The organism is Pseudomonas sp. BIGb0381 (assembly GCF_024809815.1).
GTDB lineage: Bacteria > Pseudomonadota > Gammaproteobacteria > Pseudomonadales > Pseudomonadaceae > Aquipseudomonas.
This window is the reverse complement of record NZ_JANUEN010000011.1, coordinates 86,814-102,525: the sequence shown is the minus strand read 5'-3', so window position 1 is coordinate 102,525 and position 15,712 is coordinate 86,814. Positions and strand designations below refer to the sequence as shown.

Annotated in this window: 12 protein-coding genes; 2 read left to right on the top strand and 10 right to left on the bottom strand. The window is 61.5% G+C overall.

Translation table 11 applies throughout. The annotated features are described in order from the left end of the window. Positions 1-10 precede the first annotated feature (10 nt). Both M2397_RS24960 and M2397_RS24955 read left to right on the top strand, forming a co-directional pair. The gene (locus tag M2397_RS24960; protein WP_259244677.1) at positions 11-1,036 is read left to right on the top strand and encodes an extracellular solute-binding protein; all 1,026 of its coding nucleotides are present in this window, start codon (positions 11-13) and stop codon (positions 1,034-1,036) included. After that, positions 1,036-2,601 (top strand): iron ABC transporter permease, encoded by a 1,566-nt coding sequence (locus tag M2397_RS24955; RefSeq protein ID WP_259244676.1) that lies wholly within the window; start codon positions 1,036-1,038, stop codon positions 2,599-2,601. The genes M2397_RS24960 and M2397_RS24955 overlap by 1 nt, the downstream gene beginning before the upstream one ends. A gap of 93 nt (positions 2,602-2,694) precedes the next feature. Here the strand turns inward: M2397_RS24955 and M2397_RS24950 are convergent, their stop codons facing one another. The 10 genes from M2397_RS24950 to M2397_RS24905 all read right to left on the bottom strand — a co-directional run bounded on the left by M2397_RS24950 (position 2,695) and on the right by M2397_RS24905 (position 15,706). Next, a complete protein-coding gene (locus tag M2397_RS24950) occupies positions 2,695-4,629 on the bottom strand; it encodes a methyl-accepting chemotaxis protein (protein ID WP_259244674.1) in 1,935 nt (644 codons plus the stop codon). 139 nt (positions 4,630-4,768) lie between these two features. Further along, a complete protein-coding gene (locus M2397_RS24945; protein ID WP_027604896.1) occupies positions 4,769-6,058 on the bottom strand; it encodes an adenylosuccinate synthase in 1,290 nt (429 codons plus the stop codon). Positions 6,059-6,112: 54 nt separating this feature from the next. Next, on the bottom strand, positions 6,113-7,300 hold the full coding sequence (locus M2397_RS24940; RefSeq protein ID WP_053139387.1) for an ATP phosphoribosyltransferase regulatory subunit: 1,188 nt from the start codon (positions 7,298-7,300) through the stop codon (positions 6,113-6,115). A gap of 293 nt (positions 7,301-7,593) precedes the next feature. Then, positions 7,594-8,460: a protease modulator HflC gene (gene hflC, locus M2397_RS24935; RefSeq protein WP_122538372.1), complete on the bottom strand. Its 867-nt coding sequence runs from the start codon at positions 8,458-8,460 to the stop codon at positions 7,594-7,596. Further along, positions 8,460-9,635, bottom strand: a complete 1,176-nt coding sequence (gene hflK / locus M2397_RS24930) for an FtsH protease activity modulator HflK (protein ID WP_131696767.1) — start codon at positions 9,633-9,635, stop codon at positions 8,460-8,462. Before hflK ends, hflC begins: the two co-directional genes overlap by 1 nt. Positions 9,636-9,731: 96 nt before the next feature. After that, complete coding sequence (hflX, locus tag M2397_RS24925) at positions 9,732-11,033, bottom strand: ribosome rescue GTPase HflX (RefSeq protein ID WP_027604899.1); 1,302 nt, start codon at positions 11,031-11,033, stop codon at positions 9,732-9,734. 12 nt (positions 11,034-11,045) lie between these two features. Beyond that, on the bottom strand, positions 11,046-11,306 hold the full coding sequence (gene hfq, locus M2397_RS24920; RefSeq protein WP_003171355.1) for an RNA chaperone Hfq: 261 nt from the start codon (positions 11,304-11,306) through the stop codon (positions 11,046-11,048). Between the two features lie 94 nt (positions 11,307-11,400). Beyond that, entirely contained in the window at positions 11,401-12,372 is a 972-nt protein-coding gene (gene miaA, locus M2397_RS24915) for a tRNA (adenosine(37)-N6)-dimethylallyltransferase MiaA (RefSeq protein ID WP_053139381.1), read from the bottom strand. After that, positions 12,372-14,285, bottom strand: a complete 1,914-nt coding sequence (gene mutL, locus M2397_RS24910) for a DNA mismatch repair endonuclease MutL (RefSeq protein WP_131696769.1) — start codon at positions 14,283-14,285, stop codon at positions 12,372-12,374. The genes miaA and mutL overlap by 1 nt, the downstream gene beginning before the upstream one ends. Beyond that, complete coding sequence (locus M2397_RS24905; protein ID WP_131696770.1) at positions 14,285-15,706, bottom strand: N-acetylmuramoyl-L-alanine amidase; 1,422 nt, start codon at positions 15,704-15,706, stop codon at positions 14,285-14,287. Before M2397_RS24905 ends, mutL begins: the two co-directional genes overlap by 1 nt. Positions 15,707-15,712: the final 6 nt, after the last annotated feature.

Sequence of the window (15,712 nt, the reverse complement as noted above, 5' to 3'; positions counted from 1 at the left end):
AAACCTCCGGATGATGATCCGCGATACCCGTCTCAAGACATCCCTTCTGCGCGGCCTGACCATCACTCTGCTCGGCCTGACCCTACTCTCCCCCGCCGCCTATTCCGCCGACAAGGTCTCCCTGACCCTGTACAACGGCCAACACAAAGAAGTCGGCGACGAACTCGCCAATGCCTTCGAAGCCAAGACAGGCATTCACGTCAACGTACGCAAAGGCAGCAGCAACCAACTGGCCAGCCAGGTCGTGGAAGAAGGCGACCGCTCCCCTGCCGACGTGATCTACACCGAAGAATCGCCGCCACTGAACAAACTTGGCGAGCAAGGCCTGCTGGCCAAGATCGACGCTGGCACGCTCGACGTGCTCCCCAAGGATTACGTCGGCCGCAAAGGCGACTGGATGGGCGTAACCGCACGCACGCGCGTCGTGGCCTTCAACCCGAAATTGATTGCCGAGAAAGACCTGCCCAAGTCGGTACTGGATTTCGCCGGCCCCGAGTGGCAAGGCAAGGTCGGCTTCGTACCCACCAGCGGCGCGTTCCAGGAACAGGCCGTGGCAATTATCAAGTTGCACGGTCGCGAAGCCGCTGAAGAATGGCTGACCGGTCTGCGCGCCTTCGGCAAGGTGTACAGCAACAACATGGTTGCCCTTAAAGCCGTGGAAAATGGCGAAGTCGCCACCGTACTGGTGAACAACTACTACTGGTTTGCCCTGAAGAAAGAAAAAACCAACCTGGACTCCCAACTGCACTACTTCACCGACGGCGATGCCGGCGGCCTGATCACCGTGTCTTCGGCGGCCGCGCTGAAATCCAGCAAGCATCCAAAAGAAGCCCAGCAACTGCTGGCGTTCATGGCCAGCGAAGAAGGCCAGCGCGTGATCACCAACACCTCGGCCGAGTACCCGCTGCGCAAGGGCATGGAATCCAACCGCGGCCTCAAGCCTTTCAGCGAACTGCAACCGCCGAAAGTCACCCCCGCCGACCTGGGCAACGCGGAAGAAGCCCTGGAGCTGGAACGTGAGGTTGGCTTGAACTGATGAACCCATCGCTACCCACCCCCGCCTTGCGCGGGGGGTTCAGCCCACGCCGCAAGCGCCCTTCGATCTGGCTACTGCTCCCCGTCCTGCTACTGGTTGGCCTGAGCCTGCTGCCACTGGTGTACGTCGGACTGAAGGCCTGGCAGGCGGGCTGGGCGCAGGCGGTGCATCTGCTCTGGCGACCCTACGTATTCGGACTGCTGCGCAACACCCTGGCGCTGATGATCGGTGTGACGGTGGCGTGCGGCGTAATCGGCCTATCCCTGGCCTGGCTGCTGGAACGCAGCAATCTGCCGGGGCGCCGCATCTGGGGCGTAATCCTGTGCCTGCCGTTCGCGGTGCCGGCGTTTGTCAGCAGCTTCACCTGGGTATCGCTGAGCGCCAACTTCGAAGGGCTCGGCGGAGCGATCCTGGTGATGACCCTGTCCAAATACCCGCTGGTGTTTTTGCCGGTGGCAGCGACCTTGCGCAACCTGGACCCCTCCCTTGAAGAATCGGCCCGCACTCTGGGCCTGAATCGCTGGGGCGTATTCTTTCGCATCACCCTGCCCTTGCTGTGGCCGTCGCTGCTGGCCGGGGCACTTTTGATCGCGCTGCATATGCTGGTGGAGTTCGGCGCGCTGTCGATCATCGGCCTGCAAACCTTTACCACTGCGATCTACCAGCAATTCGAACTGGAATTCAGTAACGCCAATGCCGCGATGCTTTCGGCGGTATTGCTGGTGATGTGCCTGACCCTGCTATGGCTGGAGCTGCGCGTGCGCGGCAAGGGCCGGCATGTGCGCATCGGGCAGGGCGCGGCGCGACATGCGGCGCAGGTGCGACTGGGCAAGTGGGCGCCACTGGGCCAGGTGTATTGCCTGACGCTGGCGATCATCGGCAGCGGCATTCCCTTGGGCATGCTCGGCTATTGGTTGGCGGTAGGTTCCTCGGCGGCGTTTCCGGTGGCCGAGATTGGTGAGGCATTGCTGTCCTCCCTGACGCTGTCGCTGGGTGGCGCGGCACTATGCCTGGTGCTGGCGGTACCGGTGGGACTGCTGGTGGTGCGCTACAAAGGCCAACTGGCGATCTGGGCCGAACGCCTGCCGTACCTGCTGCACGCCCTGCCCGGCCTGGTGATTGCGTTGACGCTGGTGTATTTCGCCCTGCATTACGTGCCGGCGCTGTACCAGACGTCGGCGTTGTTGCTGATCGCCTATGCGTTGTTGTTTCTTCCATTGGCCCAGGCGCCGATCCGCACAGCCTTGAACAAAGCCGCACCGCAACTGGAAGAGGCTGCACGCACGCTGGGGGCATCGTCGTTCAGTGCATTTTGCCGAGTGACGCTGCCGATTATTTTTCCGGCATTGGGGGCGGCATTTGCGCTGGTGTTCCTGGACGCCATGAAGGAATTGACGGCGACGTTGCTGCTCAGTCCGACCGGACTGAATACCTTGGCGACTGCCGTGTGGGCGCACACCTCGAATGTGGAGTTTGCGGCGGCGGCGCCTTATGCGGCGTTGTTGATAGTGGTGTCGGGGCTGCCGGTCTATCTGTTAACAACCCGGATGTACTTGAGCCGCTGAGATCGCTATCGGGGACAAGCCCCCTCCCACATTTTGAATGCACTTCAACCCGTGGGAGGGGGCTTGTTCCCGATGAGGCCAGAACAGACGACGCTAAGCCCGAAACTGCCCCAGACTCGCCTTCAACTGCGCCGCCAACCCGTCCAGCACCTTGCCACTGGCGGTAGTCTCCACCACCGCCTGCGCCGCACGCTCGGCCTGGGCATGGATCACCTCGACCCGGCCTCGCACCGCATGGGCACCCTGGGCTTGATGCTCGGCTGCGCGGGTAGCCAGGCCAATCGCCGCATGCACCTGCTCCACCGAGGCCTGCACCGTCTGCTGCAAGCGCACGCTGTCGCGCAGCACCAGCAAGCCTTCATTGGCCTGACGCCCGGCCTTGCCGATGGTTTCGACCGCTTCGCGTGCGCCCTGCTGCAACGCGACGATATGCGCCTGGATATCGCCAGTAGAACTTTGGGTCTTGCTGGCCAACGCACGCACTTCGTCCGCCACCACCGCAAAGCCACGCCCCGTTTCGCCGGCACGCGCTGCTTCGATGGCCGCGTTGAGCGCCAGCAGGTTGGTCTGCTCGGCGATGCCATGGATGACCGTCAGCACCACTTCGATCTGCTCGCTTTGCTGGGCCAGACGCTCGATGACCTGCGAACCGGCCTGCACTTGCCCCGCCAGTGCCTCGATCAAACTGCCGACTTCGGCCGAAGTGCGCGAGTTCTCGTCCGTCGCCTGACGAATATCCACCACCTGTTGCAACGCCGCCTGCATGGCGTGGCTTTCGGCCTGGGCCTCGTCGGCCATTTGCGACAGCGCGCGCAAACTCTCCGCCACCTCATCACGCTGCAAGCCAGCTGCCGCATCGGCGCCGGCATTGCGCAAGGTCATGGCGCCGATTTCCACGCCGGTACGCTGCGCCACATCGCCCGCCTCGCGCACGATGGGTTGCAACTTATCCACAAAGCGATTGACCGCCGAGGCCATGTCGCCGATTTCGTCTTTGCTGTTGATTTGAACGCGCTTGGTGAGGTCGCCCTCGCCCGCGGCCAGGTCATCCATGGCCGCGATAAGCAGTTTCAGGCGATTGACCACGCGACGGCCGAGAACCACGGCGATCAGCAGCAATACGCCGAAACCAACCCCCGCCAGCCCCATGCCGATGCGCCAACGCAAGGTGCCGGCAGCCTCCTGCACGGCGCCGGTGGTGTTGACGGTCATCTGGGTCGCAGTGGCTTGCGCCGACTGCAGGCGAGCGCCCATGGCCGCCGCGCTATCCGCCGCGGCACCTTTGAGGCTGTCGCCGACCAACTGATCGCCGCTGGCAATCAATGCGGCAAAACGCTTGTCCAGCGCTTGCAGATCGGCCTCGACCGACGCGGTCGACACCCCCATGAGCACCTTGCCAATCTCCACGCCGTTAGGGCTGATGGAAGCCTCGACGTAGAACACCGAAGGATCGTTCTTCGCAGCGTTCAGGACTTTGTCCAGGGCGCGATCGCCCTGGCCTTTTTCCAGCAACGCCTTGTTGATCGGATTTTCGCGATTCAGATAACGAGTCAGGTGCTCACCCGCTGCGTCGTCATAAACCACGAACAATACGTTGGGATTGCGCTGTGCACGCCGGGCAAACTCCGACAGCGTCGGCACGTCACTGTCCCACATGGCACGGGGCGCCACCGAGGCGAGTAACTGCGCCATATCATTGGCGGAGTCCTGCAGGTCTTTTTCCAGCGTGGCACGCAATTGCTTCTGCTCAGCCTGCAGGCGCTCGGAAAGCCCGGCGGTCAGACGCTGACGGGTACTGTTGGACAAGCTGTCCAGGCTCGACGTGACTTCCTTGCCGGCCTGGGCCAATTCACCGGACAGCTTCTGGCTGTCGATGCCCAGGCGACTGCCTAAATCGGCTTCCAGCGCCGTGACTGTGCTCCGGGTGAGGGCAACCGCCACCAGCACTTGCACCAAAAGAGCGATACCTAGGGTAACGAACACCGGCCGCAACAGACGGCTTTGTAACAATGAGAGAACGGCAGACATCGGGAATCCCTCCACCACGGGTGCCATTAATTTGATAGCACCGCGAAAGAGAGAAGCGAAGCAAGGGTCGTGCCGCTCAGGCAGTAGAAACGACAAAGGGCTCCCGAAGGAGCCCTTTGCTTTTTACATCAACAACTTATTAAGCGAACGGGTGACGCAGAACGATGGTTTCGTTGCGGTCCGGGCCCGTCGAAATAATGTCAATCGGCGCGCCGATCAGCTCTTCGACACGCTTGATGTAGGCGCGGGCATTAGCTGGCAGCTCTTCCAGGGTCTTGGCGCCCACGGTCGACTCGCTCCAGCCCGGCACTTCTTCGTACACTGGCTGCAGGCCCACGTAGCTGTCGGCGTCGACCGGGGCAACGTCCTTGCCTTCGGCATCTTTGTAGCCGACGCAGATGTTGATGGTTTCCAGGCCGTCGAGTACATCCAGCTTGGTGAAGCAGATGCCCGAGATGCTGTTCACATCGATAGCGCGACGCAGGATAACGGCGTCGAACCAGCCACAACGACGAGCACGGCCGGTGGTCGCGCCGAACTCGTGACCTTGCTTGGCCAGGTGCGCACCGACTTCGTCGAACAGTTCAGTCGGGAACGGGCCCGAACCTACACGGGTGGTGTAGGCCTTGGTGATGCCGAGGATGTAGTCCAGGAACATAGGACCAACGCCCGAACCGGTAGCAACGCCGCCAGCAGTGGTGTTGGAGCTGGTCACGTACGGGTAGGTACCGTGGTCGATGTCCAGCAACGAACCCTGGGCGCCTTCGAACATGATGTCCTTGCCGGCGCGACGCAGGTCGTGCAGCTCTGCGGTCACATCCAGCATCAGCGGCTTGAGCAGCTCAGCGTATTCCTTGCACTCAGCCAGGGTCTTGTCGAATTCGATGGCCGGCTCTTTGTAGTAACCCACCAGCATAAAGTTGTGGTAATCCACCAGTTCACGCAGCTTGTCTTCAAAGCGCGGCATGTTGAGCAGGTCGCCCACACGCAGGCCGCGACGCGCGACCTTGTCTTCGTAGGCCGGGCCGATGCCGCGACCGGTGGTACCGATCTTCAGCTCGCCACGGGCCTTTTCACGGGCCTGGTCCAGCGCAACATGGAAGGACAGGATCAGCGGGCAGGACGGGCTGATACGCAGGCGCTCGCGCACCGGTACGCCTTTCTCTTCCAGCTTGGTGATCTCACGCAGCAGGGCATCCGGTGCAACCACGACGCCATTGCCGATCAGGCACTGCACGCCTTCGCGCAGGACGCCCGACGGGATCAGGTGCAAGACGGTTTTTTCGCCATCGATGACCAGGGTGTGGCCAGCGTTGTGGCCGCCTTGGTAGCGCACTACGGCGGCAGCATGTTCGGTCAGCAGATCAACGATCTTGCCTTTGCCCTCATCACCCCATTGGGTGCCCAGGACTACGACATTCTTACCCATAACACTTGTCCTCATTCGCGCAAACTTGGTGCCGGCGATGGCCGGCAGGAAAACTCAAGAAGCCAGTGGCGATACTTGCCAAAGCCCGTTCTGCAGAATCAATTGCCGGTCGCAGTCCGCTTCACGGGCGGCGGCCAATGGCTGCCCGGGCAATGCCTGGACAACTCGCTGACCCTCACTGCGCAACTGGCAAACCTGCTGCCAGAGTGCTGCGTCCGTACTGTCGGGCATCCAGATGCCACCAGACGGCAGCTCGACCTCAGCACGCCCCAGGGTCACCAGGGTTTTCAAATCGGTGGAAAAGCCGGTGGCCGGACGCGCACGACCGAAGTCGGCGCCGATGTCGTCGTAACGACCACCTTGGGCGATGGCCTGGCCAACACCCGGTACAAACACCGCGAACACCACACCGGTGTGGTAGTGGTAGCCGCGCAACTCGCCCAGATCAAAATACAGCGGCAACTGCGGGAAGCGCGCCGACAACCGCTCAGCAATCGCCAGCACGTCATCCAATGCAGCCAATACCGGCGCCGGTGCCTTGGCCAGGCGTTCACGTGCAGCCACCAGCACTTCACGGCCGCCACACAAGTTGACCAATGCACGCAGCATGTCGGCCAGATCCGCAGGCACGCCAGCAGTCAGGGCGATGACTTCATCGATCGCCTTGCGCTGCAGGGCATCGAATAGCTGTTGCTCGACTTCACCGGACAAACCGGCCGCACGGGCCAGGCCACGGTAGATCCCCACGTGACCGAGGTCCATGTGAACATCTGGGACATCAGCCAGTTGCAGCATGGCCAGCATCAGGCTGATCACTTCAACGTCGCTGCTCGGGCTGGCATCACCGTACAACTCCGCACCCAATTGGATCGGGCTGCGGGAAGACGACAAGGCACGCGGTTGAGCGTGCAGCACGCTGCCGGCGTAGCACAGGCGGCTCGGGCCTTCGCGGCGCAAGGTGTGCGCATCGATGCGCGCCACTTGCGGCGTGATGTCGGCACGGAACCCCATTTGCCGGCCCGATTGCGGGTCGATGACCTTGAAGGTGCGCAGATCCAGGTCCTGGCCCGCGCCGGTCAGCAGGGATTCCAGGTACTCGATATGGGGGGTCACGACAAACTCGTAACCCCAGCTCTGGAACAGATCCAACACCTGGCGACGCGCTACTTCAATGCGCGCAGCTTCTGGTGGCAGTACTTCTTCGATGCCATCTGGCAGCAGCCAGCGGTCTACCGTTGCCATTACGCCATTCCCCTATGATCCGGGCGGCCAGCCCTCGGCCGAGCCTTGAGTGAAGCAGAAAATACCCGCCCCCTGCATAAACCACGCGCAAGAGCGACGTGACGAACGACCTGTTAACGGCCTCGTCGGGCACTTTCCTCGAAAAACCTGTCACGCCTGCCGAATCAAACATGCAGACGCAAAAAAGCCGGGAATTTCCCGGCTGCCGCATCATACACCCGTTTTCTGAAAGGATCACCCCGCCAGGCGTTTTAGCCGCCCGACGGAGTGCGCCCTACAAAATCACGGGCTGGTTACTTGGACTTTTCCAGGTAGCGGAAGAAGTCGCTGCTTGGGTCCAGCACCATGACGTCGGTTTTGTTCGCGAAACTTTCACGGTAGGCACGCAGGCTACGGTAGAACGCGTAGAACTCCTGGTCCTGGCCGTAAGCCTTGGCGTAGATCGACGCGGCTTGAGCATCACCATCACCACGGGCCTCTTCAGACTCGCGATAGGCTTCTGCCAGCAGTACACGGCGCTGACGGTCGGCATCCGCACGGATACCCTCAGCCAACTCGTTACCCTTGGCACGGTGCTCACGGGCCTCACGCTCACGCTCGGTGCTCATACGCTCGAACACGCTGCGGTTCACTTCCTTCGGCAAATCGATGGCCTTGACCCGAACATCGACAACTTCGATGCCCAGCTCTTTTTCCGCCATCGTGTTCAACGAACGTGTGATATCCGCCATCAGCGCATCACGCTCACCGGACACCACCTCGTGCAGGGTGCGCTTACCAAACTGGTCACGCAGGCCCGATTCCAGACGACGCGACAAACGCTCGTCGGCAATCTGCTTGAGGCCGGAGGTGGCGGTGTAGAAGCGCTCGGCATCCTTGACGCGCCACTTGGCGTAGGCGTCAACCATCACGGCTTTCTTTTCCAGGGTCAGGAAGCGCTGTGTCGGTGCATCCAGCGTCATCAGGCGGCCGTCGAACTTACGCACCTGGTTGACGTAGGGGACTTTCACATGCAGGCCCGGCTGGACATCCGCCTGGACCACACGACCGAATTGCAGCAGCACCGCACGCTCGGTCTGAGCCACGATGTAGAAGCAGTTCCAGGCAGCGATGACCACGACGACGCCCACAATCAGGGCGGTCAGCGATTTATTGCTCATCAACGACTCTCCCTGGTACGTGTTTGCTGTTGCAACAAGTCAGCGGCCGCACGGGCGCTCGCTTCGTTGGCAGCGGCATTGGAGCCGGTGGACGGTGCATTGGAGCTGCTACGACCACCTTCGATCATCTTGTCCAGCGGCAGGTACAGCAGGTTGTTCTGCCCACCCTTGCTGCCGGTCACGAGGACCTTGCTGGTATTGCTGAAGACTTCCTGCATGGTGTCCAGGTACAGACGCTCACGAGTCACTTCAGGTGCCTTGCGGTACTCGGCGACCAGCTTGGTAAAGCGATCCGCTTCACCCTTGGCACGGGAGACCACTTCGTCACGGTAACCGTTGGCATCCTCAAGGATACGCTGAGCCTGGCCACGGGCTTCCGGCACGACGCCGTTGGCGTAGGTTTCAGCCTGGTTGCGCGAACGCTGTTCGTCTTCACGGGCGCGGATCACGTCGTCGAAGGCTTCCTGCACTTCACGCGGTGCCGCTGCGCTCTGTACGTTCACCTGGGTGACGGTGATACCGGTGCGATAGGTATCGAGGAACCGTTGCAGGCGCTCCTTGATTTCGCTGGCCATCAACTCACGACCTTCGGTCAGCACCTGGTCCATGGCGGTGGAACCCACCACGTGGCGCAGGGCGCTTTCGGTTGCGTGTTGCAGGCTGATTTCCGGCTGATCTACGTTCAGCACGAAGTCCTGCAGGTTGCTGATCTTGTACTGCACGGTCAGCGGCACTTCGACGATGTTCTCGTCTTCGGTCAGCATCTGGCCCTGCTTGGTGTAGGCACGCTCACGCGTGACGTTCTCCATGTACTTCTTGTCGATCGGCGGGAAATAGATGTTCAGGCCAGGACCGACAGTCTCGTAGTACTTACCGAAGCGCAGCACCACGGCTTGCTCCTGCTCGTCCACGACGTATACGGCGCTGTACAGCCATACAGCCGCCAGCACGACAAGACCCAGGCCCAGCAGGCCATAGCCGCCGCCCTTGCTCGTACGACCGCCCTCGTCACCACCACGTTTTTTTCCACCACCGAACAACCCATTCAGGCTTTCCTGCAGCTTTCGGAAGGCCTCGTCGAGATCTGGTGGCCCCTTGCGGTCGCCATTATTGCGGCGTTTACCACCCCAAGGATCCTGATTATTCGAGTTGCCACCCGGCTCATTCCAAGCCATAGCGCTCTCCATCTGATAAAGCAAAGACGCACCCACGGCGCGCCGACCAATGCTACAGAATGCCTGCTACTGCGGCACAACCGCTTTCTCAGGCTTTTATTGCAAAGTGTGTTGTTCGATGAACTCTGTCGGTACTACGCCTTCACGGCTGACCAGCCGATTGAGCTCCGAGCGCGGCAACCGAACGGCCAGCAAGCTGACACCTTCTTCGTCGTGTTCTTCTTTCTGTACCGCGCCCAGCTCGAAAAACTGTGCACGCAGTCGAGCAAAACGCTGAGGCAAGCGCAAGGTGCCGACGAACAAATCGCTGCCGAGCAACTCGGCAATGGCTTGTTCAAGCAGCTCCAAACCACTGCCATCGCGCGCCGACAGCCAGACCCGCTGGGGCTTGCCGTTCTCGTCGCGCTGGATTTGTGGCTCAACGCCTTCAAGCAAATCGAGTTTGTTATAGACCTCAAGGATCGGCAAGTCCTGGGCGCCAATCTCGCCCAGCACGACCATGACCTGTTCAATCTGCAACATGCGATCCGGTTCGGCCGCATCGATCACGTGCAACAGCAGGTCGGAGTTGCTCGACTCTTCGAGCGTAGACCGAAACGCCTCGACCAGCTTATGGGGCAGATGACGAATGAAACCCACGGTGTCGGCCAGGACAATCGGCCCCAGGTCGTCAATATCCAGACGGCGCAAGGTCGGGTCGAGGGTAGCGAACAGCTGGTCAGCCGCATACACGTCCGATTTCGTCACGTTGTTGAACAGCGTGGACTTGCCGGCGTTGGTATAGCCCACCAGGGACACGGTAGGAATATCGGCACGTGAACGGCCACGTCGCGATTGCTCGCGCTGGCTACGCACCTTCTCCAGCCGGCCCTTGATCTGACGCAGGCGAACCCGCAGCAGGCGCCGGTCGGTTTCCAACTGGGTTTCACCCGGGCCCCGCATGCCAATACCGCCACCCTGACGCTCAAGGTGAGTCCAACCGCGAACCAGCCGGGTGCTCATGTGGTCAAGCTGGGCCAGTTCGACCTGGAGCTTGCCCTCATGGGTACGGGCGCGCTGGGCGAAAATATCGAGAATCAGACCGGTGCGGTCGATCACGCGACACTCGAATACACGTTCGAGGTTACGTTCCTGACTGGGCGTGAGGGTATGGTTGAAGATCACCAGATCGGCTTCTTCGGCATGGACCAGGTCGCGCAGCTCCTCGACCTTGCCACTGCCAATCAGGAATTTGGCGGTTGGCCGATGACGCGGCACGTTAAAAAACGCAACGGTCTCGGCGCCGGCCGAATTTGCCAACTCCTGAAACTCCTGCGGATCTTCGCGCGCCTCAGGGTCCTGTCCATCCAAGTGAACGAGGATTACTCGCTCACCACCACCGTGGCGCTCAAAGAACAAAGGAGACTCCTATCAGGCGTTACCTGGCTCAGCGTCAGCTGCATCATCACCGGCTGCGCTCGGCAGACGGATTGGACGAACTGGAACCACTGTCGAGATAGCGTGCTTGTAGACCATCTGGCTGACGGTGTTTTTCAGCAGGATCACGAACTGGTCGAACGACTCGATCGTGCCTTGCAGCTTGATACCGTTGACCAGGTAGATGGAAACCCCCACTTTCTCTTTACGTAAAGTATTCAAGTAAGGGTCTTGTAGCGAATGCCCTTTTGACATGTGCCGCACTCCTTTAAGGATCAATAATAAAAAATCGGAAAATAGATAGCTTATGGCCGCCACACCCCCAAGGATAGACGGCAATTGCAAGGACTCAGCTCAATATGGAGACCGTTCCCAAGTATTTCAAGGCGCGTGACAGATTGTCGCTGTCCAGGCTGTCCAACCAGTGCAAATCGCTCCAGCTGCGCAGCCAGGTGAACTGGCGCTTCGCCAATTGGCGCGTGGCAATGATGCCGCGCTCCTGCATTTCAGCTGACGTCAGCTTGCCATCCAGATGATCCCAGACTTGGCGGTAGCCTACAGCACGTATCGAAGGTAACCCTGGATGCAGGTCACCTCTTGAACGCAGTGCTACGACCTCGTCCACAAACCCCTGTTCCAACATAATTGTGAATCTTTGTGCAATTCGTTCATGCAGCACCTGGCGATTTGCCGGAGCGATGGCCAGATTCGCCACAGTATAGGGCAATTGTGACTGTCCAGATGCGCCTGCGTCAGCACTTTGCGCAGTTTGTTTCAGCCTCAGTTCAGTCATGGTCTGTCCGCTGACCCGCCAGACTTCCAGGGCGCGACTGAGGCGCTGGGGATCATTGGGGTGAATGCGCGCGGCAGATACCGGGTCAACCACTGCCAATTGGTCGTGCAGGGCTTGCCAGCCAAGGCGCGCGGCCTCTTCTTCAAGCTCGGCGCGCACCTGGGCATCGGCGGGCGGCATGTCGGCCAGCCCTTCCTGCAAAGCCTTGTAGTAGAGCATCGTGCCGCCCACCAGCAACGGGATGTTGCCCCGCGCAGTGATCTCTGCCATGGCGGCCAGGGCGTCAGTGCGGAAATCCGCTGCGGAATAGCTCTCGGCCGGGTCGATAATGTCGATCAACCGGTGCGGATACTGCGCCAGCAGCTCTTTTGAGGGTTTGGCGGTACCGATGTCCATGTCCCGGTAAACCAGGGCAGAATCGACACTGATCAGTTCGCACGGCAGCACCTTGGTGAGCTCGATGGCCAGGTCGGTCTTGCCGGCGGCCGTGGGGCCCATCAGGAAGATCGCGGGGGGCAAGGCGCTCATCAACGGCCGCGCAAAAACAGTTTGTCCAGATCGTCCAGGCCCATCTGGGTCCAGGTCGGACGGCCATGGTTGCACTGACCGCTGCGTTCGGTGTTTTCCATGTCGCGCAGCAGGCCGTTCATTTCCGGCAAGGCCAGGCGGCGATTGGCGCGGATGGCGCCGTGGCAGGCCATGGTACCGAGCAGTTCATTGATGTGTGCCTGGATACGGTCGCTGGTGCCGTACTCCATCAGGTCAGCCAACACATCGGCGACCAGCCGGTTGGCCTCGGCCTGCTTGAGCAGTGCGGGAATCTGGCGAATGGCCAGGGTTTCCGGACCCAGGCGCTGCAACTCGAAGCCCAGTTTTTGAAACACAGCGTGATGCTCTTCGGCGCAATCGGCCTCACGCTGGCTGACGGCCAGGGATTCGGGCACCAGCAACGGCTGGCCACTCAGGCCTTCGCTGGCCATGGCGATCTTCAGGCGCTCGTACATGATCCGCTCGTGAGCGGCGTGCATGTCCACCAGCACCAGGCCATGGGCATTTTCCGCGAGGATGTAGATGCCCTTGAGCTGCGCCAACGCGTAGCCCAGCGGTGGAATATCACCGCCACCTTCCGGCAAGGCCACTGCGCCCGGCTCGGCCCCTGGCAACGGCGCAAAAAACTCACGATAGGCAGCCTGCGCTTCGGCGACCGGCACAGCCGATTGCGGACGCGGTGTGTATTGGTACTGATAACCCGCTCCCGAGCCAGAGCCCGGCGCTGTGTAGCTCGGCTGGGGTTGCGGCGATTGCAGCAGGTTTGCCGCCAGGCTCATTTCGCCTTGAGGGCCAAACTCGCCCGCTTCGGGGCCGCTCGGACGCACCACCGCCGTCACGATGGGCGCAGACAACTGGTCATCCGGGCGCACATCGCCCAGGGCACGGTGCAAGGTGCCATAGAGGAAGTCATGCACCATGCGCCCGTCACGGAAGCGCACTTCGTGTTTGGTCGGGTGCACGTTGACGTCGACCACCGAAGGGTCGACCTCGAAAAACAGCACAAAGGTCGGATGCCGCCCGTTGAACAGCACATCGCGATAAGCCTGGCGCACTGCGTGGGCCACCAGTTTGTCGCGTACCGCCCGGCCATTCACAAAGAAATACTGCAAGTCCGCCTGGCTGCGGGAGAAGGTCGGCAAGCCCACCCAACCCCAAAGGCGCAGGCCATTGCGTTCGATCTCAATCGGCAGCGCCTGCTCCAGGAAACCCGCTCCGCAGATGGCCGACACCCGGCGAGCGCGCGCGGCGTCGTCGTGGGCTTCGTGCAGGCTGAGGATGGTCTTGCCGTTGTGGCGCAGGTGAAACGCCACATCGAAACGCGCCAGGGCCAGACGCTTGATGACTTCTTGCAGGTGATCGAATTCGGTTTTTTCGGCCTTGAGGAATTTGCGCCGCGCCGGGGTGTTGAAGAACAGGTCGCGCACTTCCACCGAGGTGCCCACCGGGTGCGCAGCCGGCTGGACCCGAGGCGCCATGTCGCGGCCTTCGGTTTCCACCTGCCAGGCCTGCTCGGCATCACGGGTGCGCGACGTCAGGGTCAGGCGCGCCACGGAGCTGATGGAGGCCAATGCTTCACCGCGAAAGCCCAGGCTCATCACGCGCTCAAGGTCTTCCAGGTCGCGAATCTTGCTGGTGGCGTGGCGGGCCAGGGCCAGCGGCAGGTCATCGGAGGAGATCCCGCTGCCGTCGTCGCGCACGCGCAACAGTTTCACGCCGCCCTGCTCCACGTCGACATCAATGCGCTTGGCGCCGGAGTCGATGCTGTTCTCCAGCAACTCCTTGATCACCGATGCCGGGCGCTCGACGACCTCGCCCGCCGCAATCTGGTTGGCGAGGCGCGGGCTGAGCAATTCAATGCGCGACCCGCTGTTCAAGGTTGATTCGCTCATTACTGTGCCGCCAATTCAGTGCCAGGGATGGTCAACACCTGGCCGACCTTCAACTCATCGGTCTTCAGGTTGTTGGCGCTGCGCAAGGACGCGGCCGAAACCTGGAACCGCACCGCCAGCATGGCCAGCGTATCGCCCGGTTGCACGCGATGATCACGCGGGCCCTGGGCGATTTTGCCGGAATCGCGCAACCAGGCAATGTAGGTGCCCGGCGGCGGGTTCTGCTGGAAGAACTGGCGGACACCGGCGCTGATGGAACGCGCCAAGGCCTGCTGGTGCCTGGCACTGGCCAGCTTCGAGGCTTCGTTGACGTTGGAGATAAACCCGGTTTCCACCAGGATCGATGGGATGTCCGGCGACTTCAACACCATGAACCCGGCTTGTTCCACGCGCTGCTTGTGCAACGAGGTCACACGGCCGATGTTGCTCAACACCTTCTGGCCGACGTTCAAGCTGGAGGTCAGCGAAGCCGTCATCGACAGATCAAGCAGTACACCGGCGAGCATCTTGTCCTTGTCATCGAGGGACACGTTGCCAGCCCCGCCGATCAAGTCGGAACGGTTTTCGCTGTCGGCCAGCCAGCGGGCGGTCTCGGACGTGGCGCCGCGATCCGACAGGGCAAACACCGAAGCACCGAAGGCGGCGGCCGAAGGTGCGGCGTCGGCATGGATCGAGACAAACAGGTCGGCGCCCTTCTTACGGGCGATTTCGGTACGACCGCGCAACGGAATGAAGTAGTCGCCGGTACGGGTCAGTTCGGCGCGGTAGCCTTTCATGCCGTTGACCTGGCGCTGCAGTTCACGGGCGATGGCCAGCACCACGTCTTTCTCATGCTGGCCGCGCGAACCAGAGGCGCCCGGGTCTTCGCCGCCGTGGCCGGCATCGATCACCACGATGATGTCACGCTTGCCGGCCGGGGCTGGCGGCGGCGGTGGCAGCTTGACCTGGGGTTGGGACGGGTTGACCGGTACTGCCGGCACTGTTGCCACGGCTGGAGTTGGCGCAGGCGGCGGCGCGGCATCGGCGGCGTTGTCGAACAGATCGACTACCAGCCGGTTGCCGTATTGGGCGTTTGGCGCCAGGGAGAAGCTTTTCGGGGTCACGACCTTTTTCAGGTCGATGACTACCCGCAGGTCAGTCGGCGTGCGCTGCGCCGAGCGCATGGCGGTAATCGGCGTATTGGCGGTGGACACGTTCAACGGCGCGGCCAGGGTCGCACCGTTGATGTCGATCACCAGCCGATCAGGCGCCGTTAGGGTAAAGACACTGTGCTGGACCGGGCCAGACAGGTCGAACACCAGTCGCGTGTTATCCGGCGCTCGCCACAGGCGAACACTCTTCACCTGTGAAGCAGCCAGAGCATTGACAGTCATTGCCGCAAGCAACACCCCTACGACAGCAACCAACGCGCGAAAGCGCATACCTAA